This window comes from Fodinibacter luteus (assembly GCF_039541575.1).
In the GTDB taxonomy this organism is placed as follows: Bacteria; Actinomycetota; Actinomycetes; order Actinomycetales; family Dermatophilaceae; genus Fodinibacter; species Fodinibacter luteus.
In genome coordinates, this window is record NZ_BAABGM010000020.1 from 102,904 (window position 1) to 122,612 (window position 19,709).

Here is a 19,709-nt window from a genome sequence, read left to right on the forward strand (position 1 = left end):
TCCCCCGTAGTTGACTGGGGCCATGAGGTCCCGAGTCGCGCTCGCCGTCGCCGTCGTCCTCGCCGTCGCCCTCGCGGCCGGAGGCGTCTGGTGGTGGCGTCAGCACGAGGCCGACCGCGACGCCGCGGCCCGTGCGGCGCTCACCGCCTATGCGGCAGCCTGGGCGACGAAGGACCTCGACGGCATCCCGTTCGTCGACGAGGAGACGAGGGCGGGCTTCGGCCCGGCCGTCGAGGGTCTGGGGGGCGCGCCCGTCGAGGTGAGCGCCGAAGGGCCGGCCCGCGACGGCGACAGCGCCACCGCCGACCTCGCGGTGCGCTGGACGCTCCCCGGCGGCGTGCCGTGGTCGTACGCCGTGCCCGCACGGGTCGTCGAGTCCGAGGGCCGGTGGCTCGTCGCGACCCCGGAGCAGGGCTCGCCCTGGCACCCGCAGCTCCCGGCGGGCGAGACCCTCGAGCTCGAGCGCACGAGCGGCCAGCGTGGTGACCTCCTCGACCGGTCCGGCCGGCCGCTCATGCCGCTCTCGACGGTCCACGAGGTCGCCATCGACCCGGTCAACGCGACGCCGGCACAGGCGGCCGCGCTCGAGCCGGTCGTCGACGCCGAGGCGGGCTCGCTCACCGCGGCCCTCGCCCGCGCGATCGCGTCGGGGTCGAGGGCGCCGATCCCCGTCATCACCTACCGCGACTCCGACTGGGAGCCCCGGCGCGAGCGGATCGAGGCACTGGCCCCGGGAGTCATCGCGCCGACGTCGCAGCAGCCGCTGGCCCGCACCCGCACCTTCGGGCAGCCGTTGCTCGGCAGTGTCGGCGAGGTGACCGCCGAGATGGTTCAGGAGGGCGGCGGCCGCTATGTCGCCGGCGACCGGGCGGGCACCGGTGGGCTCCAGGGGCAGTACGACGAACGCCTCGCCGGGGCGAGCGGCATCCGGGTCGCGACGAGCGGTGGGACGACGTTGTTCGAGCAGGAGGCCACCGACGGCGAGGACGTGCGCACCACCCTCGACCCACGGGTGCAGGAGGCCGCCGAGAAGGCGCTCGCCGACGCCGATCTGACGGTGCCGGGCGCCCTCGTCGCGGTGGACGTCCCGAGTGGCGAGGTGCTCGCCTCGGCCAACACCCCGACGACCGGGTTCGACCGGGCGATCACCGGGCGCTACCCCCCGGGTTCGACGTTCAAGGTGGCCACCGCCTACGCCTACCTGACACGCGGCATCACGACGCCGACCTCGAAGGTGCCCTGCCCGGAGTCGGTCACCGTCGACGGGCGCGAGTTCCGCAACTACGCCGGAGAGTCGGTGGGCGGCACCCCGACGTTCTTCCAGGACTTCACGGTGTCGTGCAACACCGCCTTCGTCGGGTTGTCCGACGAGCTCGCCCCCGACGACCTCACGACGGCAGCCCGCACCCTGGGGATCGGGGCGGGGTGGGCCGACACCCTCGGCGTCGCCGATGCGTTCGACGGCAGCGTGCCCGAGACCACGGGTGGCACCGACGCGGCCGCTGCCTCGATCGGCCAGGGCCGGGTCGAGGTCTCGCCGCTCTCCCTCGCGGTGATGTCGGGCAGCGTCGGCCGTGGGACGTTCGTCGCCCCGGTGCTCGTCGACGACGGTCGGCAGCCTCGGCCGAGCCCGATCGACGGGGGCGCGGTCGCCCGGCTGCGGGCGATGATGGCCTCGGTCGTCGCGAGCGGCACCGGCACCGAGCTGCGTGGCGCTCCGGGCGGCCCGGTGCGTGGCAAGACCGGGTCCGCCGAGCACGGCAGCGACCCCGACGCCGAGCCGCGCGTGTGGTTCACCGGCTACCAGGGCGACGTGGCGTTCGCGGTGCTCGTCGAGGAGGGCAAGAGCGGCGGCTCGGTCGCGGCCCCCATCGCGCGCGACTTCCTCACGGCCCTCGCGGCGAACGCCTCGCCCTGAGGGCCCCGCCCGGCGACCGGGACAGCGGAGCGCCCCGCCCGGCATCCGGACGGGGCCCTCGCGAGGACTCGGGGGACCCGGGTCAGATGGGGCGGACCTGGTCGGCCTGCGGGCCCTTGGGACCCTGCGTGACCTCGAACTCGACCCGCTGGGCCTCCTCGAGGCTGCGGTAGCCCTGGGTGTCGATGGCGGAGTAGTGAACGAACACGTCGGGGCCGCCGCCGTCCTGGGCGATGAAACCGAAGCCCTTCTCAGCGTTGAACCACTTCACGGTGCCCTGTGCCATATCGGGGGTAACTCTTTCTGTGTGTAGCACGCGGCCGGAACACGTCGTACCGACCGTGGATGCGAACTCCAGTCCCCTTGTGGCGCGTTGGTGTTCGACCTGCGAGGAAGTGCTGATGCTGCAACCGACAGCGAAACTAGCACGCACGGAGGTTACTCGCGCGTCACCCGGGGCGCCGTTCACCCACCGGGACACGCCACGGCGGCTCAGACGGGGGGTGCCTTGACCGCGAGGACGGCGCACCCGGCGTCGAGCAGCACCTGCTGCGCCGTCGAGCCGGTGATGAGCTTGCCGAGCGGGTTGCGCCGTCGCAGCCCGATGACGAGGAGGGTGGCCCCGACCTCGTCGGCCGTGGCGAGCAGCTCGTCGGCGGGTGCCAGGCCGCGGGTCGGCTGGCGGATCTCGTGCTCGATGCCCCGCGCCGTGAGCTGGGCCTCGAGGGCGTCGAGGTCCTGCGGGGCGGCGAACGAGGGGTCGGTGTAGTCCCCGTGGTGCCCGGTGTTCACGACGACGAGCCGCGACCCGCGCAGCTCGGCCTCCGCGATGGCCGTCTCGACGGCGGCCAGGCCCTCGGGGCGGGGGATGTAGCCCACGACGATGGTCATCGGCGGCCTCTCGGGTCGGATCGGGTCGGATCGGGTCGGGTGGTGGACGGGACGCCGCACCTGGTCGTCCGTCAGGTGCGGCGTCCCGCGCTCGTCAGGGCGAGGGCCGCGTCGCAGTGGTCACGACGTCAGCGTCCTCGCGCCGGTCATGATGGCGACGCCCTCGCCCATGTCGTGGGACTGCGGGGTGATGACCCCGGCGCAGCCGCCGAGCCGCTGGATGTGGATGCGGTCGGCGGCCTCCCAGACGTGGGGCATGTTGTGGCTGATGAGGATGATGGCCAGGCCGCTGTCGCGCAGCTGCTTGACCATGTCGAGGACCATGCCCGACTCCTTGACGCCCAAGGCCGCGGTCGGCTCGTCGAGCACGACGACCTTGCTGCCGAACGCCGCGGCGCGCGCCACCGCCACCGCCTGCCGCTGGCCTCCGGAGAGGGTCTCGACGGCCTGACCCATGTTCTGGATCGTCTGGATGCCGAGCTTCTCGACCGCCTCGCCCGCCCGCTGCTTCATGCCCTTCTTGTCGAGCATCCGCAGCACCGACCCGAGCGGACCGGGGCGGCGCTCCTCGCGGGCGAGGTAGAGGTTGCTCGCGATGTCGAGGGCGGGGATGACGGCCAGCTGCTGGTAGACCGTCTCGATGCCGGCCTCACGGGCGTCCTGCGGCCGCTTGAAGCTGACCGGGGCGCCGTCGAGGAAGACGTCGCCCGAGTCCGGGGTGTAGGCCCCCGTGATGCACTTGATGAGGGTGGACTTGCCGGCACCGTTGTCGCCGATGACGGCGAGCACCTCGCCCCGGTAGAGGTCGAGGTTGACCCCGTCGAGGCCGACGACGCGGCCGAAGGTGATGACGAGGTTGCGGGCCGACAGGATCGGCTCGGCGTCGTAGACGGCCCGCTTCTCCTCGGGGATGTGGTCGATGGACAGCGGGAGCCGCTCGATGGTGCTCATGCCTTGACCTTCCGGATCCACTGGTCGACCGAGACGGCGACGATGACGAGCACGCCGATGGCGAAGAGGCGCCACTGCTGGTCGACGCCGGCGAGCGAGAGCCCGAGGGTGAACGACCCGACGATGAGCGCGCCGAGGAGGCTCCCGATGAGCCCGCCGCGGCCGCCGAACAGGCTCGTGCCGCCGATGACGACGGCGGTGATGCTGTCGAGGTTGGCGTCCGGGATGCCGTTCGCCGTCGCCGAGCCGGCACGGCCGATCTGGATCCACGCGGCGAAGCCGTAGATGAGCCCGGCCACCGTGTAGACGCTGAGCAGGATCCGCTTGCTCGCCACGCCCGACAGGCGGGCCGACTCCGCGTCGTCACCCACCGCGAAGATGTGGCGGCCCCAGGCCGTCTGGGTGAGCGCGAACCCGACGATGCAGTACAGCGCCAGGACCATGAGCACACCCACGGTGACCCGGAACGGGCCGACCGAGAACGACTCACCGGTGACGTTGATGATGTCCGGCAGCCGGTTGTTCTGGATGCTGGAGCCACCGGAGTACAGCAGCGCGATCGCGGTGAAGATCGACAGCGTTCCCAGGGTCACGATGAACGGCGGGAGCCCCACGCGGGTCACGAGGAACCCGTTGAGGAAGCCGGCCCCCACCGCCAGCGCGATGCCGATGAGGATCGCGAGGAGCCCGGGCACGCCCTGGTCGGCGGCCAGGCTCGCCATGACCATCATCGCGAGGATCGTGATGGCGCCGACCGACAGGTCGATGCCCGCGGTGAGGATGACGAGGGTCTGGCCGATCGCGAGGCACGCGACGACCGCGACCTGCTGGAGCAGGAGCGACTGCGCGTTGGGCGACGCGAACCGCGGGTTGAGGATCGAGAAGATCACGAACGTCAGCACGAGCAGGAAGAGCGGACTCAGCCAGGGGTGGCCGTGCAGCAGGTGCTGGATCTTCTGGACGGGGCTCTGCCGCCGCCGAGCGAACTCGGCGGCGGCAGCCGATGTGGACGACGACATCAGGGTCAGCCCCAGCAGATCTTCAGGGCCTCGTCGGAGGTGATGCTCTCGACGCCCTCCGCGGGCTTGTCGGTGACGAGCGCGACACCGGTGTTGAAGAAGTCCAGGCCCTCGGTGGTCGTCGGCTTCTCACCGCCACGCGCGATCTTGGCGATGGCCTCCATGCCGAGCGTGGCCATCTTGAGCGGGTACTGCTGGGCGGTGGCGCCGATGGTGCCGTCCTTGACGGAGTTGACGCCGGCGCAGCCGCCGTCGACCGAGACGACGAGCGCGTCGGTGATGCCGGCCGCCTTGAGCGCGGCGGCCGCGCCGACCGCAGCGGGCTCGTTGATCGTGTAGACGACGTTGATGCCGTCGTTCTTGGTCAGGCAGGTCTCCATCGCGGTGCGCCCGCCGTCCTCGGCACCGTTGCTCGGCTCGTTGCACACGATCGTGTAGCTGCCGCCCTTGCCACCGGTGTAGGAGCCGGTCGGGGCCTCGTCGCCGTTCTTCTTCGGGTCGGCGACGTCGATGCCCATGCCCTCGAGGAAGCCCTGGTCGCGGTCGTAGTCGACCGAGACGATCTTGTCGTTGAACAGGTCGAGCAGCGCGATCGTCGCCGGCTGGCCGTCGAGGGTCGTGGCCGCCCACTCGCCGATGAGCTGGCCGGCGAGCCGGTTGTCGGTGGCGAAGGTGATGTCGACCGTGTCCGGGGGGTCCGGCGGGGTGTCGAGGGCGATGACGAACAGGCCGGCGTCGCGGGCCTTCTTGATGGCGTCGTTGACGCCGGTCGACATCGGGGTGATGAGGATGCCCTTGTCACCGCGGACGACGGCCTGCTCGATGGCGGCGATCTGGCCGGCGTCGTCACCCTCCTGCTTGCCGGAGGCGATGGTGAGGTCGACGCCGTTCTTCTCGGCGTCGGCCTGGGCGCCCTTCTGCATCGCGACGAAGAACGGGTTGCTCGAGTCCTTGGTGATGAGCGAGACGCCGATGGGGTCCTCGCCGCCGGCGTCGTCGGACCCGCTGTCGTCGGACCCGCAGGCGGTGGCGGCGAACGCGAGCCCGACGATGCCGGCGCCCGCGAGCAGCCTGCGCGCCGTGCGCGAGGTGGTGGTGTGACGGAACTGCATGGGCGAACTCTCCTTCGAGTCGTGACCGCGGGTGCCCGCGGGTGACAACGTTGTCAGGGAGTTGTCTAACGCGTGGTTGCGCTCACGTCAACTCATGCACTACACATCGTGATGTGAACGTGACATCGTTGTCAGGCCCGAGCCCCCCGGTCCGGCCGGCATCCGGCAGGGGTTCTCGGGCCACGATGCGCGACGTCGCCGCGCTCGCCGGGGTGAGCCTGAAGACGGTGTCCCGGGTCGTCAACGGCGAGCCGGGGGTCTCCCCCGACGTGCGCGACCGGGTCCGGGCCGCCGTCGGCCGGCTCGACTACCGCCCGAACCTCGCGGCGAGCAACCTGCGCCGCACCGGGGCACGCACCGGGCTCGTCGGCGCGCTCGTCCAGGACCTGTCGAACTCGTTCTCCGCCGGCCTGCTGCGGGCCCTCGAGGATGCCGCGCGCCGTCGCAGCACCGCCGTGCTCGCCGCGAGCCTCGACGAGGAGGCCGAGCGCGAGGAGGCGCTCGTCCATGACCTCGTGACCCGGCGGGTCGACGGCCTCGTGCTCATGCCCGCGAGCGAGCGCCAGGACTACCTCGTCGCCGAGCTGCGCACGGGCACGCCCGCCGTGTTCGTCGACCGCCCCCCGCGCGGCGTCGACGCCGACTCGGTGCGGGTCGACAACGTCGAGGGCTCCAGGGCCGCCACCGAACACCTCCTCGACCTCGGGCACCGCCGGGTCGCGGCCCTGCTCGACATCGAGACGATCCCGACGGCCGAGGAGCGCCGGGCCGGCTTCACCGCCGCGTTCACGGCCCGCGGGCTGCGCCCCGACCCCCGGCTCGTCGTGCCGAACCTGCGCTCCACCGACGAGGCGACCGAGGTGATGCACGCGCTCCTCGCCCTCGACGACCCGCCGACCGCCGTCTTCACCGGTCGCAACATCCTCTCGGCGGGAGCGGTGAGGGCCCTGGCCGAGCGTGGGCTGAGACGCGAGGTGGCCCTCGTCGGGTTCGACGACTTCCCCCTCGCCGACCTGCTCGACCCGCCACTGACCGTCATCCGCCAGGACGTGCAGCGCATCGGCGCGACGGTGGCCGACCTGCTCTTCGAGCGCATCGACGGCGACACGAGCCCGCCCCGGCACGTCGTCATCGAGCCGACCCTCGTCGCCCGCGGCTCGGGCGAGATCCCGCCCCCACCGCGCACCCGCTGAGGCCACCGCTGACGGAGGCGTGGCGGAGGGCGTGGGACTCCGCGGCTCGCTCGTCCCTCGCCAGCTGTCTCCCCGTCATCCTGCGCCCTCCGCCGGTCCGCGGTCGCAGGCTCCCGCGGAGCCGGCGGAGGGCGTGGGATTCGAACCCACGATGACGTTGCCGCCATAGCGGTTTTCAAGACCGCCGCACTAGGCCACTATGCGAGCCCTCCTGGCCCGGGCGTGCCGGGCAGGCACAAGGGTATGCCGGTCACCGACCGGGCACGGACGGCATCCCACGGCCTTCCGGCAGGTAGGGTCGGAGGCCGACGAAAGGAGCCACCCATGGCGAAGCTGTCCTTCATCGCGGGCCTGGCCGCCGGCTACGTCCTCGGCTCGCGGGCGGGCCGACAGCGCTACGAGCAGATCCGGCGCACCTCGGGCAAGGTGTGGAACTCCGGTCCTGTGCAGAAGCAGGTCGCGAGCGCCAAGGAGGTCGCGCGCACGAAGGCGGCCCCGGTCGTCGCCGACATGGTCGCCGATGCCGCGCGCGCCACGGGCGAGAAGCTGCGCTCGAGCCGCACGGTGAGCGCGCAGACCATCGAGCCGTCCGAGGCGACGGACACCGGACCAGCCGCGAACGACGGCCAGGCGTCGAACGGCGCACCGACGTCCCCCGGCACCACGGGGTCGAACGGCACGGCCCAGGCGAGTCCGGCCGACCCGTGGGCCACGGCCACGTCGCGCACCGACGGCGCCGCCTGAGCCCCTCCACCCGGGCGGAACGCGTCGGGGCGACGACCCCTGCGCATCGGAGCTCCATCGCGGGACACACCCGGCCGCGCCGGACCGTGGCGCCCCCTGTGGCACCCTGGTCCGGCACGGCCGGTTCCCCGTGTGCTGAACCGTCGTCCCGGCTCCGGCCACTGCAGCCGCGCCGGGACGCCCCTCGGGCCCGACGACCGGGGGCCCGCCCCTGAAATCGGGACCACCGGGCGCCGTGCCCCATGGTGAGGGTCCGACACCGATGAGGAGTGCGTACCCGCCGCCCTGATACACCCCCGTCCGGACTTTCTCCGCAGCGCACCAGGACGGGGTCTCGCCGAGGTATCACGCAGGCCGCCCAGTGCTCCTGTTCAGCGTCGATGATCATCACTACGCTGAGCCACCGGGGCACCCACCCTCGGCTCGGGCGCGGAGGAGCAGCACATGACTGACTTGACCCCTGACGACGAGGCGGGTGGTGGCCGGCTCCCGGGCCCGCGAGACGACGTCCCACCCCTGTTCGCCGTTCCCACGACCGCGCTCCGCCGCTTCCGGGCGACCGTGCTCGACCCCGGCACCGCCGAGCAGTTCGGGGACGAGCCCCCACCGAGACCGGTGGCGTACATCCCCCACCGGCTGCTCGTCCCCGGCATCAGCGACGCGCAGCTCGAGGGCCCGCTCGCCCTGCTGCGCGACCTCGGTCAGGAGATGGAGTTCGACGTCACCGTGCGCCGCAGCCGCTTCGCCGACCTCGCCGAGGAGCTCGGCTACACCGATGCCCTCGGGGGGATCTCGCACAGCGTCGTCGAGCTGACCCCTTGGCCCGACCGCTTCGGGCCGCCGCTCGAGGCGTGGAGCGTGCTCCAGCGGGCGCGACGCCAGTTCGGGCGCGACGCGGTCGCCACCTGGGGCCTCGACCACGTCCTCATGGCGACCGGGTACATGGGCGGCGTCGGCTACATGGGCGGCGTCGGCTACATGGGCGGCGTCGGCTACATGGGCGGCGTCGGCTACATGGGCGGCGTGGGGTACATGGGCGGCGTCGGCGTCCCGGGCACGGCATCCGGTCGCGGACCCGTCACGCTCACCATGGACCCTCCCGCACCGACGGGCAGTCCGTCGCCCGTCGTCGCCATCCTCGACACGGGCCTCGGCGAGCACCCCTGGTTCGACGGCTCCCCGCTCGTCGACCGTGACCCGTCGCTGAACGGCATCCCCCTCGGCCTGCGGTTCCCGCGGGACGCCGACCCCGAGGGCACCGGCGTCAGCGTCGACCTCGTCAACCGCGCGCTCGACCCGATGGCCGGTCACGGCACCTTCGTCGCGGGAGTCGTGCGCCAGCACAGTGCCGACGCCCGGATCGTCGCGGTCCCCGTGATGTACGGCGACGGCGCGGCCGACGAGGCCGACGTCGTCGAGGCCCTCAACGGCCTCGCCATCTGGCACTGGTCCGCCGTCGACCGCACGCGCGAGGGCGACCCCGTCGACGTCGTCAACCTCTCGCTCGGTTACTACCACGAGTCCGCCGACCCGGTCCGCGACGAGGGCGCCCTCTTCGGCATCCTGCGCCGCCTCGCCCGTGACGGGGTCGCGGTCATCGCGGCGGCCGGCAACGGCGGCACCGCGGAGCGCTTCTGGCCGGCCGCCCTGGCCGGCGAGGGCGTCGACGGCGTACCGATCACGAGCGTGGGCGCGACGAACCCCACGGGCGACGCCGTGGCCCTGTTCTCGAACACCGGGTCGTGGGTGCGCACGTACGAACGCGGCGTCGCCGTCGTCAGCACCATGCCGGTGACGCTCCAGGGGTCGCTGCGTGCGGAGGTCGCCGTGGCGGCCACCCCGGGCGAACCGCCCCGGGCGACACCGGACCCCGACTCCTACCGCAGCGGGTTCGGCCTGTGGAGCGGCACGTCGTTCGCGTGCCCGTGCTCCGTCGGCAGGGTGGCCACGGTGCTCTCGCGCTCCTCGGCCGCCGCGAGCCCTGAGAGCCGTGTCGAGCGGGTGTCCGCGGCGGTCGCCGAGGTCATCGAACACGCAGCGAAGAGGCTGTCGTGATGCACACGGATGCCGGCGCGGACAGTCTGGCGGTCCGCGCGGCCAACGCCTTCCGTGCCTTCCGCGACGGCGACCCGTCGGGCATGTCGACCCTCGTCGACGAGGTGACGCCCCTGCTGTGGCACGTCGCCCGCCAGCAGGGACTGACGCGCCAGGCCGGCGAGGACGTCGTCCAGAACACCTGGCTCAAGCTCGTCGAGCACGCGCCGTCCATCGCCGACCCCCAGTCGGTGCTCAAGTGGCTCATCACGACGACCAAGCGCGACGCGTGGTCCTCCTCGAGCCGTGGGCACCGGGAGGAGCCCTCCTCCTACGCCGACGTCCGCGAGCAGGAGAGCGACGCGTCGAGCCCCTCACCCGAGGACACCATCCTCGCCGACACCGACGACCGGCTCGTGTGGCACCACTTCGCCACCCTCCCGGAGCGGTGCAAGGCCCTGCTGCGCGCCATCGCGTTCGCGGAGAAGCCCGACTACGCCAGCGTGGCCCAGGCCCTGGGCATGCCGGTCGGCAGCATCGGCCCCACGCGAGGGCGCTGCCTGGCCAAGCTCCGCCTCGCGCTGACCAGCGACCCCCGATGGGAGATGCCCTCATGAATGCCAGCCCCGATCGGGAGACGACCCTTGCCGCCCAGCCGCTAGATGCCGTCGACCTCCACCTGCTCGACACCCTCCGCCACCTCCACGAGGACCTCGATCCCGTCCCGGGCGAGCTCGCCGACCGCGTCAAGTTCGCGATGACCGTCGCCGCCCTCGAGGCCGAGGTGGCCCAGATCGTCTCGAGCGCCACCCTCGAGACGGTGCGGGGCACCGACTACGACCGGGCCGACACGGTCACCTTCGCGAGCGACGGCCTGAGCGTCATGGTGAGCATCGAGCACGGTGCGACGACGCGGGTCGACATCGTCGGCTGGGTGAGCGAGACCGGCGTCGAGGTCGAGCTGCGCGAGCGCGGGCGAACCCGCACGGCCGTCGTCGACGAGGAGGGGCGGTTCACCTTCTCCGGCGTCGAGCGTGGTCTGGTGAACTTCGTGCTGCGGCGGGGCGCGGACTCGGGCAGCCCGCCGATCATCACGCCCGCCATCGAGCTCTGAGGAGACCCCATCGAGCCGGACCCGCTCCCCCGGGCCGAGGCCCTGCTCACCGCCGCCCGCCAGGCCAACGAGGTGGGTCGGTTCGACGAGGCCGCGGCCTGGCTCGACGACGCCCTGGCCGGGCTGGCGGCCTCCGGCGACCCCGGGGCCGAGTGGCTGGCCACCCGCATCCTCATCACCCGCTCGTGGTCCGAGCTCGAGGTCCGTGGGCTGGGGTCGGCGCTCGAGATGCTCGCGGATGCCCGGGCCCGGGCACACCGCATCGGCGACCCCCTGCTCGTCGCCCTGACCTGCATCCAGGAGGGCACGCTGCACGGCCGGGTCGGTGACTGGGGCTCGTGCCTGGCGGCCCTGCAGCGGGTGGGGGCCGACGAGTCGTCGCTCGACCCCGCCCAGCAGTGGGCGCTCCACCTCAACCTCGGCCAGAGCCACCTCGGCCTGGGCCACACGACGGAGGCGGCCACCGAGTTCGAGCAGGCGCGCGACATCGCCGCCGAGCACGGCCTCGTCGACCAGGAGTTCAAGGCGCGCCACAACCGTGCCGTCGTGGCGTTCGTCGACGGCGACCTCCCCCGGGCCCTGCTGCTCATGCGCGAGGCCGACGCGATGGACGCCGCCGTCGCCCGGGACCGCGCGCGCCTGGACCACGCCGAGGTGCTCCTCGAGGCCGGGCTCGTCGACCGCGCCCGCTCGGCCCTCGAGGACGCCCTGGCTGGGGCCCGGTCCGGGGGTCACCGCCTCGAGGAGGGGGAGATCGACCTGCGGCTGGCCCGCTGCGACCTGCTCGTCAACGACCTCGACGGCGCGCGGGCCCACATCCGGGCCGCGACCGCTGCGTTCCGCACCCGTCAGGCCGAGGAGCTCGTCGCGGAGGCCGAGATCATCCGCGCGACGATCGACGTCGCCGCCGGTCACGACGTCCAGAGCGTCGTCACGACGCTCTCCCGGACCCTGGATCGACCGGGCGCCCGTCCCGCCGCGCATCGCGCGGCCGTGCGGCTCGACGCCGAGGCCCGGCTCCTGCTCGGTGACGTGGGCGGCGCCGAGCGACGCCTCGCCACCCTCGACGGCGCCGACCGCGACTCGCTCGGGGCCCGCCTCCACGAGACCCTCGTGCGGGCCCGGCTCGACCTCGCCCGCGGGAGGCCCGCAGAGGCGGAGCGCCGCATCGTCACGGGAAACCGCCTCATCGCCGCCCACCAGTTCCAGTCCTCGAGTCTCGACGTGCGGGCCGCGCTCGCCCTGCACGGTCGACGGCTCGCGATCTTCGACGCGGAGCGGGCCGTCGCGGTGGGTGACGTCGACGGCATCCTCACGAGCGTGGAGCGGTGGCGCGCGATCTCGCACCGGATCAACCCGGTGACGACGGCGACCGACCCGGAGGTCGCGACCCTGACCCGCGAGCTACGGCGGCTGCGGCAGCTCGCCGCGGACGACGGCGACTCCGGCGGTGACCTGACGGCGCGGATCGCCGCGCTCGAGGACCAGGTGGCGCAGCGGGAGTGGGCGCTCACGGTCGACGGCGCACGGGCCGCGACGGTCGCCGCCGTCGGCGCGGACGAGGCACGCGCCACGGCATCCGAGCGGGACGTCACCGTCGTGGAGTTCTTCGAGCTCGACGACCACCTGTGGACCATCGAGGTGTCCGCCGGTGCCCTCAGCGTGCGCCGTACGGCGCCGGTGGTGGACGCGACGCGGCTCGTGACCAGGCTGCGTCGCGACCTGCGGGCGCGGGCGATCGTGGCCGTGGGCTCCCCGCTGGCGCCGATGCTCGAGCGCGCCGCGACGGCGTCGCTCGTCGCGCTCGACGCCGCCCTCAACCCGGGGGGTCCCGGGAGCGCCCGCGTCGTCGTCATCCCCTCGCGCAGCCTGGCCGCCGTGCCCTGGAGCCTGCTGCCGAGCCTGTACGGTCGCCCGGTCACCGTCGCTCCCTCCCTCACCCGGTGGGTCCGGGGCCCGGCGCGCGCTGCGACCCCCGTGTGGACCGACACCGTGGCGGCGCTCTACGGGCCGGGCCTGGCCCGCACCCGGCAGGAGGTGGGGGCCGTGCGCGCCGCGTGGGCGGGCAGCCAGGAGCCCGACCCGGCGGGCCCCGCGACGAGCGAGGAGGTGCTGCGGGCGCTCGGGTCGGCGCGCGTCGTGCACCTGGCGGCGCACGGCATCCACGAGGCGCAGAGCCCGTTGTTCTCCTCGGTCCTGGCCGCCGACGGTCCGGTCTTCGCCCGGGAGTTCCCGCGCCCGGTCGCCGCAGAGCACGTGGCGCTCAGCGCGTGCGACGTCGGGCAGTTCTCGAGCCGGCCGGGAGACGAGCCGCTCGGCCTCGCGATCGCGCTCATCTCGCTCGGCGCGACGAGCGTGCTGGGGGCGGTGGCGCCGGTCTCCGACGACGTCGCGGCGGAGGCGATGGTCGCCTACCACCGCCTTCTCGCAAGCGGTGCCGACGCCTCGACGGCGTGGGGGCAGGTCGTCGAGCAGCACCCCGCCGCGGGGGTGTTCTGCTACTACGGCTCGGAGTGGAGCGTCAGATGAAGATGGCCGGCTCGGCGAACAGCGCGTCGTAGGGGTCCTCGCCGCGGTGCTCGGGGAAGCGCACGCGCGCAGGGATGCCGGTGGCGACCGCCCCCGGCGGGACGTCCTTGACGACGACCGAGTTCGCGCCGATCTGCACGTCGTCGCCGATCTCGATGTCGCCGAGCACCCGCGCCCCGGCGCCGATGGTGACCCGGTCCCCGACCGTCGGATGCCGTTTGGTCCCGCGGGCGAGCGACCGACCCCCCAGCGTGACCCCGTGGTAGAGCATGACGTCGTCGCCGACGACGGCGGTCGCGCCGATGACGACGCCCATCCCGTGGTCGATGAAGAACCGACGACCGATCCGCGCCCCGGGATGGATCTCGACCCCGGTGAGGGCCCGGGCCAGGGTGGAGACGACCCGGGCGACGGGGCGCCCGCCCGGCCTGAGCCAGAGCCGGTGCGCCCCACGGTAGATCCAGATGGCGTGCAGCCCGGGCGAGTTCACGGCGACGTCGGCACGCGTCTCCGCTGCGGGGTCACGCAGCATGGCGGCGTCGAGGTCCTCACGAACCATCGTCCGGGCGGCACGGATCCAGCTCATGTCAGTCGACGAGACCCTCGAACAGGATCGTCGAGAGGTAGCGCTCGCCGAAGCTCGGGATGATGACGACGATCGTCCTGCCGGCGTTCTCGGGGCGGGCGGCGACCTGCGCCGCGGCAGCGAGGGCGGCGCCCGACGAGATGCCGACGAGCAGGCCCTCCTCGGTCGCGGCCCGGCGGGCCCATTGCACGGAGGTCTCGGCGTTGACGTCGATGACCTCGTCGTAGACCTCGGTGTCGAGGATCTCGGGGACGAAGTTGGCGCCGATGCCCTGGATCTTGTGCGGTCCGGGCTGCCCGCCGTTGAGGATCGGTGACTCCTCCGGCTCGACGGCGATGATCTGCACCTCGGGCTTGCGGGCCTTGAGCACCTGGCCGACGCCGGTGATCGTCCCACCGGTGCCGATGCCGGCCACGACGATGTCGACCGCACCGTCGGTGTCCTTCCAGATCTCCTCGGCGGTCGTGCGGCGGTGGATCTCGGGGTTGGCCTCGTTGGCGAACTGCCGCGCCAGCACCGCCCCCTCGCGCTCCGCGACGATCTCCTCGGCCTTCGCGAGGGCCCCCTTCATGCCGAGGGAGGGGTCGGTGAGCACGAGCTCCGCGCCGTAGGCACGCAGCAGCGCGCGACGCTCCTTGCTCATCGACTCGGGCATCGCGAGCACGACCTCGTAGCCCCGGGCGGCGCCGACCATCGCCAGCGCGATGCCGGTGTTGCCGGAGGTGGCCTCGACGATCGTGCCGCCGGTCGTCAGCTCACCCGACGCCTCCGCGGCGTCGACGATCGCGACGCCGATGCGGTCCTTGACCGAGCTCGCCGGGTTGTAGAACTCGAGCTTGGCGGCCACCGTGGCGTCACCGTCGATGATCCGGTTGAGCCGGACGAGCGGGGTGTTGCCGACGGCCTGGGTGACGTCGTCGAGGATGGGCATGGACGGGTCCTTTCGGGGGCGCGGGCGCTGCGGTCGGCGTGCGGCATCCTGTGGGCACGCCATGCCCTCACTGTAACGCCGTCGCGTTATGGGTATTCCAATCCCCAGTTATCCCCGTCCGGCTCTCCCGCCGGCTGTCCGGCATCCGGCGCGGGCCACGTCGGGGGCGGCTGGGGTGAGCATCACACCGAGGTATGCAAGCGCTTAGTGATGGCTAGACTCGCGGTGCCCGCGTCGCCCGACCCGGGCACGCCCAGCCACCCTTCCGCCGGACGGAGCACCAGATGACGGCCGTTCTTGTGACCGGACTCCTCATGACCGCGATCGTGCTGGCGTTCGCCGGACGTCGAGTGGCCTGGATCTACCGGCTGATCACGAGCGGGCAGCCGGCACCCGATCGCATCGACAACGTCACCCGGCGCACGGCCACGGCCGTGAAGTCTCAGCTCGTCGAGGTGTTCGGCCAGCGCAAGCTGCTCAAGTGGACCGTCCCCGGTGCCGCGCACTTCTTCGTCTTCTGGGCCTTCCTCATCCTCGCGACCGTCTACGTCGAGGCGTACGGGTCGCTCTTCGTGGAGGGCTTCGCGATCCCCGTCGTCGGGCGGTGGGGCGTCCTCGGGTTCCTCCAGGACTTCATCGCCGTCATGGCGCTGCTCGGCATCCTCGCGTTCGCGGTGATCCGGCTCAAGGACTCGCCCGCGCGGCTGGGTCGCGGGTCGCGGTTCCAGGGGTCGCACCTGGGCAGCGCCTGGCTGACGTTGTTCATGATCTTCAACGTCATCTGGACGATGCTCCTCTTCCGGGGTGCCGGCGTCGCGACCGGCAACTTCCCCTACGGCGAGGCGGCGTTCGCCTCGCACGCCGTCGGCGCCCTCATCGAGCCCCTCGGCGAGGACGCCGCGACCGTGCTCGAGCACGTCGGGCTGCTGCTCCACATCGGCGTCATGCTCGCCTTCCTCATGCTCGTGCTCTACTCCAAGCACCTGCACATCTTCCTGGCCCCGCTCAACGTCATGTTCGGCCGCCGGCCGGTGGCCCTGGGGGCGGCCAAGGAGCTCACCGTCGCGGGCAAGCCGTTCTCGGTCGACGACGCCGAGGACCTCGACGAGGGCGCCGCGCTCGGTGTCGGCCACGTCGAGGACTTCACGTGGAAGGGCCTGCTCGACTTCTCGACGTGCACGGAGTGCGGTCGCTGCCAGAGCCAGTGCCCCGCGTGGAACACCGAGAAGCCGCTGTCGCCCAAGCTGCTCATCATGGGCCTGCGTGACCACGCCAACGCCAAGGCGCCCTACCTGCAGGCGCTCGCCAAGGTCGACGGCGACCGCTCGCGGGTGCCGGCGGGCGTCACCGCCGTGCCGGCCCACCACGGCCACCCGGCACCGGAGGGCCTGTCCTGGGACGACGTGCCGCTCGTCGGGGACACCGGCTACGACGGTGACCACCTCGCGGCCTACTCCCCGACCGGTCCGGGTGCGGTCATCGACACCGACGTGCTGTGGTCGTGCACGACGTGCGGCGCGTGCGTCGAGCAGTGCCCCGTCGACATCGAGCACGTCGACCACATCGTCGACATGCGCCGCTACCAGACCCTCATCGAGTCGGCGTTCCCGAGCGAGCTCGGCGGTCTGTTCAAGAACATGGAGAGCAAGGGCAACCCCTGGGGCATGGGCGCCCGGGCCCGGCTCGACTGGGCCAAGGACCTGCCGTTCCCCGTCAAGGTGCTCGGTCGCGACGTCGAGAAGGCGTCCGAGGTCGAGTGGCTGTTCTGGGTCGGCTGCGCCGGGGCCTACGAGGACCGTGCGAAGAAGACGACCCGCGCCGTGGCCGAGCTGCTCGATGCCGCCGGAGTGTCGTTCGCCGTGCTCGGCGACGGCGAGACCTGCACCGGCGACTCCGCGCGCCGGGCCGGCAACGAGCTGCTCTTCCAGACCCTCGCGGCCCAGAACATCGAGACCTTCGGCGAGTTCGGCGTCACCAAGGTCGTCGTGACGTGTGCGCACTGCTTCAACACGATCAAGAACGAGTACCCCCAGGTCGGCGGGTCCTCCTGCGAGGTCGTCCACCACACGCAGCTCCTCAACCGGCTCGTGCGCGAGAAGAAGCTCGTCCCGGTCGCGCGCCCGGACGACGTGCCCGGGATGTCGTCCGCCAGGAACCCCGCGTCGACCGCGGCCACCGTGACCTACCACGACCCCTGCTACCTCGGTCGCCACAACGACGTCTACGCCCCACCGCGCGAGCTCATCGGCGCGCTGCCCGGAGTCGAGCTGCGCGAGATGGAGCGCACCAAGGAGCGGTCGTTCTGCTGCGGCGCCGGCGGTGCGCGCATGTGGATGGAGGAGAAGCTCGGGTCCCGGGTCAACACGAACCGCACCGAGGAGGCGCTGGCCACCGGTGCCGAGCGGATCGCCATCGGCTGCCCGTTCTGCCGGGTGATGATCTCCGACGGGGTCACCGAGAAGGGGCGCGCGGACGAGGTCGAGGTCGTCGACGTCGCGCAGATGCTGCTCGCCGCGGTGCGACGTGGCCAGGAGGCGCCCTCGGGTGCGCAGGAGGCCGAGCCCGTCGGCGCCGGCGCAGGGATGCCGTCCGCACCCGCTCCCGAGGTGACCGCACCCACCGCTGCCGCCACCGCCTCGGCGGCTGCGGCCACCACCACCGCTGCTGCGACTGCCGCGGCAGCACCGGCTCCCGCAGGCCCCGCTGTCGAGGCGGACCCCTGGGACGAGCCCGCCTCGGCCCAAGCAGCACCTCCTGCAACCGCAGCACCGGCCCCGGCACCCGCGGCAGCACCCGTCGCCGAGCCGGACCCCTGGGACGAGCCCGCCTCGGCCCAAGCAGCACCTCCTGCAACCGCAGCACCGGCCCCGGCACCCGCGGCAGCACCCGTCGCCGAGCCGGACCCCTGGGACGAGCCCGCCGCGACCGCACCCCCCGCAACCGCAGCACCGGCCGCAGCACCCACAGCAGCACCCGCGGCAGCACCCGTCGCCGAGCCGGACCCCTGGGACGAGCCCGCCTCAGCCGCAGCAGCACCTCCTGCAACCGCAGCACCGGCCCCGGCACCCGCAGCAGCACCCGTCGCCGAGCCCGACCCCTGGGACGAGCCCGCCTCGGCCGAAGCAGCACCTCCTGCAACCGCAGCACCGGCCCCGGCACCCGCGGCAGCACCCGTCGCCGAGCCGGACCCCTGGGACGAGCCCGCCGCGACCGCACCCCCCGCAACCGCAGCACCGGCCCCGGCACCCGCGGCAGCACCCGTCGCCGAGCCGGACCCCTGGGACGAGCCCGCACCCGTGACGGACGCCCTGGCCGTTGAGCCACCGGCCGTCGAGGCCGAGACCCCCGAAACCGGGGCACCGGTGAGCCCGCAGGCACCGGCATCCGCTGCGGCCCCACCGTCTGCGGCCCCTCCGGCTGCGGAGACGCCGAGCGACGGGGCCACCCCGGCAGCGGAGTTCAGCGGCGACCCGTCGCTGCTCGACGAGCCCGACCCCTGGGACTGAGCCACCGCCAGGGAGCGCCACCATCAAGGAGCGGAGAACCCGGGGTGATCACCCCGGGTTCTCCGCTCCTTGACCCGATCCTGCTTTCTCCGAACCCGGCGGGACCCGGCATCAGCGCGACCTACCGCCTGGTGGTCGCTGCTGTGGCAGCGACTCCTGCGCGGTAACCGACGCCGTGCCCGCCGCGCCCCCAGCCAGGGCAGCCACCAGCGGCGCGACGCCGCCGTGCGGGCTGGACGGGTCAGCCGAGGTCGTTCGTCGTGAGGAACTCCTGGGCGACCGCCTTGGGGTCCTTCTTGTCGATGTCGGTCTGCTTGAGCATCGCCGCGATCGACTCGGTCGTGAGCTTGGCGGACACGGCGTTGAGGGCGTCCTTCACCTCGTCGGCCCGGTCGGCGCGCACGAGCGGGACGATGTTCTGGGAGCCGAAGAGGCGCTTGGTGTCCTCGAGCTGGACGAAGCCGTTCGCCGCGATGGCAGGGTCGGTCGAGAAGATGTTGGCCGCGTCGACCTGGCCGTTCTTCAGCGCCTGGACGATGCCCTGGCCGGTCAGCGGGCGGAACGAACCGAACACGACGCCGTACGTCTTCTCGAGCCCGGGGATGCCCTGCGGCCGCTCCTTGAACTCCGGCGGCGCCGCGAGCGCGAGGTCACCGGCGACGCCCTTGAGGTCGTCGATCGTCGTGAGGTTGTTCGCGGATGCCGTGTCAGCGGTCACGACGATGGAGTCGTTGTCCTCGGCGGCCGACTTCTCGAGCACGGCGAGGGTGTCGGGGATGACCTCCTGGACGTGGGCGTACACCTCGTCGGCGTCGGTGCCGGTGAACGCCTTGTCGTAGTACAGGGCGAGGGCGCCGGTGTACTCGGGGAAGACCTGGACGGAGTTGTCCTCGAGGGCCCGCAGGTAGATCTCGCGGGAACCGATGTTGAGCTTCGTCGAGGCGTCGAGACCCTTGGCGCGCAGGGCACCGGCGTAGATCTCGGCGAGCAGGGTGGACTCGGAGAAGTTCGCGCCGCCGACGACGATCGGCTCGCCGGTGCCGCCACCACCCGTGGCCGAGGCCGCGGGTGAGTCGGAGGCGAGCGGGTCGCTGCCCCCGCCGCAGGCCGTCAGCCCGAGGACGGAGGCGGCCAGGAGGGCGATGGCTGAGGTCGTGCGCTTCATGAGGGTTCCCTTCGTC

Annotated in this window: 16 protein-coding genes and 1 tRNA gene; 8 read left to right on the forward strand and 9 right to left on the reverse strand. The window is 72.8% G+C overall.

All coding sequences use genetic code 11. The annotated features are described in order from the left end of the window. The first annotated feature begins 22 nt into the window (after positions 1–22). Positions 23–1,918 carry a penicillin-binding transpeptidase domain-containing protein gene (locus ABD899_RS15230; RefSeq protein WP_345207533.1) on the forward strand — a complete coding sequence of 632 codons (1,896 nt, stop codon included), beginning with the start codon at positions 23–25 and terminating at the stop codon, positions 1,916–1,918. Positions 1,919–2,000: 82 nt separating this feature from the next. On the opposite strand, the gene ABD899_RS15235 is transcribed toward ABD899_RS15230, so the two are convergent. From ABD899_RS15235 to ABD899_RS15255, 5 genes are all read right to left on the reverse strand, one after another. Next, positions 2,001–2,204, reverse strand: a complete 204-nt coding sequence (locus ABD899_RS15235) for a cold-shock protein (RefSeq protein ID WP_345207535.1) — start codon at positions 2,202–2,204, stop codon at positions 2,001–2,003. Between the two features lie 206 nt (positions 2,205–2,410). Further along, positions 2,411–2,809 (reverse strand): universal stress protein, encoded by a 399-nt coding sequence (locus ABD899_RS15240; RefSeq protein ID WP_345207537.1) that lies wholly within the window; start codon positions 2,807–2,809, stop codon positions 2,411–2,413. Positions 2,810–2,929: 120 nt separating this feature from the next. After that, complete coding sequence (locus tag ABD899_RS15245) at positions 2,930–3,760, reverse strand: ATP-binding cassette domain-containing protein (RefSeq protein ID WP_345207539.1); 831 nt, start codon at positions 3,758–3,760, stop codon at positions 2,930–2,932. After that, positions 3,757–4,779: an ABC transporter permease gene (locus ABD899_RS15250; protein ID WP_345207541.1), complete on the reverse strand. Its 1,023-nt coding sequence runs from the start codon at positions 4,777–4,779 to the stop codon at positions 3,757–3,759. Before ABD899_RS15250 ends, ABD899_RS15245 begins: the two co-directional genes overlap by 4 nt. A 5-nt stretch (positions 4,780–4,784) precedes the next feature. Beyond that, positions 4,785–5,891: a substrate-binding domain-containing protein gene (locus ABD899_RS15255; RefSeq protein ID WP_345207543.1), complete on the reverse strand. Its 1,107-nt coding sequence runs from the start codon at positions 5,889–5,891 to the stop codon at positions 4,785–4,787. Between the two features lie 113 nt (positions 5,892–6,004). Here ABD899_RS15255 and ABD899_RS15260 point away from each other — a divergent pair, with 113 nt between their 5' ends. Further along, on the forward strand, positions 6,005–7,084 hold the full coding sequence (locus ABD899_RS15260; protein WP_345207545.1) for a LacI family DNA-binding transcriptional regulator: 1,080 nt from the start codon (positions 6,005–6,007) through the stop codon (positions 7,082–7,084). Positions 7,085–7,209: 125 nt separating this feature from the next. On the opposite strand, the gene ABD899_RS15265 is transcribed toward ABD899_RS15260, so the two are convergent. Continuing rightward, positions 7,210–7,296: transfer RNA gene (locus tag ABD899_RS15265), tRNA-Ser, on the reverse strand. Between the two features lie 112 nt (positions 7,297–7,408). On the opposite strand from ABD899_RS15265, the gene ABD899_RS15270 reads away from it, so the two are divergent. From ABD899_RS15270 to ABD899_RS15290, 5 genes are all read left to right on the forward strand, one after another. Next, entirely contained in the window at positions 7,409–7,828 is a 420-nt protein-coding gene (locus ABD899_RS15270) for a protoporphyrinogen oxidase (protein ID WP_345207547.1), read from the forward strand. Between the two features lie 444 nt (positions 7,829–8,272). Continuing rightward, positions 8,273–9,883: a S8 family serine peptidase gene (locus ABD899_RS15275; protein WP_345207549.1), complete on the forward strand. Its 1,611-nt coding sequence runs from the start codon at positions 8,273–8,275 to the stop codon at positions 9,881–9,883. Continuing rightward, a complete protein-coding gene (locus ABD899_RS15280; RefSeq protein WP_345207551.1) occupies positions 9,883–10,479 on the forward strand; it encodes an RNA polymerase sigma factor in 597 nt (198 codons plus the stop codon). Before ABD899_RS15275 ends, ABD899_RS15280 begins: the two co-directional genes overlap by 1 nt. Further along, positions 10,476–10,976, forward strand: coding sequence for a carboxypeptidase regulatory-like domain-containing protein (locus ABD899_RS15285; protein WP_345207553.1), 501 nt, complete (start codon positions 10,476–10,478; stop codon positions 10,974–10,976). Before ABD899_RS15280 ends, ABD899_RS15285 begins: the two co-directional genes overlap by 4 nt. 72 nt (positions 10,977–11,048) lie before the next feature. Beyond that, positions 11,049–13,505: a CHAT domain-containing protein gene (locus ABD899_RS15290; protein ID WP_345207555.1), complete on the forward strand. Its 2,457-nt coding sequence runs from the start codon at positions 11,049–11,051 to the stop codon at positions 13,503–13,505. Here the strand turns inward: ABD899_RS15290 and cysE are convergent. Further along, the gene (gene cysE / locus ABD899_RS15295) at positions 13,498–14,091 is read right to left on the reverse strand and encodes a serine O-acetyltransferase (protein ID WP_345207557.1); all 594 of its coding nucleotides are present in this window, start codon (positions 14,089–14,091) and stop codon (positions 13,498–13,500) included. The genes ABD899_RS15290 and cysE overlap by 8 nt on opposite strands. A 1-nt stretch (position 14,092) precedes the next feature. Then, on the reverse strand, positions 14,093–15,022 hold the full coding sequence (gene cysK / locus ABD899_RS15300; protein WP_345207559.1) for a cysteine synthase A: 930 nt from the start codon (positions 15,020–15,022) through the stop codon (positions 14,093–14,095). Between the two features lie 284 nt (positions 15,023–15,306). On the opposite strand from cysK, the gene ABD899_RS15305 reads away from it, so the two are divergent. Further along, positions 15,307–18,528, forward strand: coding sequence for a (Fe-S)-binding protein (locus tag ABD899_RS15305; protein WP_345207561.1), 3,222 nt, complete (start codon positions 15,307–15,309; stop codon positions 18,526–18,528). A 241-nt stretch (positions 18,529–18,769) separates the two neighbouring features. Here ABD899_RS15305 and ABD899_RS15310 read toward each other — a convergent pair whose 3' ends face one another. Next, positions 18,770–19,693, reverse strand: coding sequence for an ABC transporter substrate-binding protein (locus ABD899_RS15310; protein ID WP_345207562.1), 924 nt, complete (start codon positions 19,691–19,693; stop codon positions 18,770–18,772). Between the last annotated feature and the right edge of the window lie 16 nt (positions 19,694–19,709).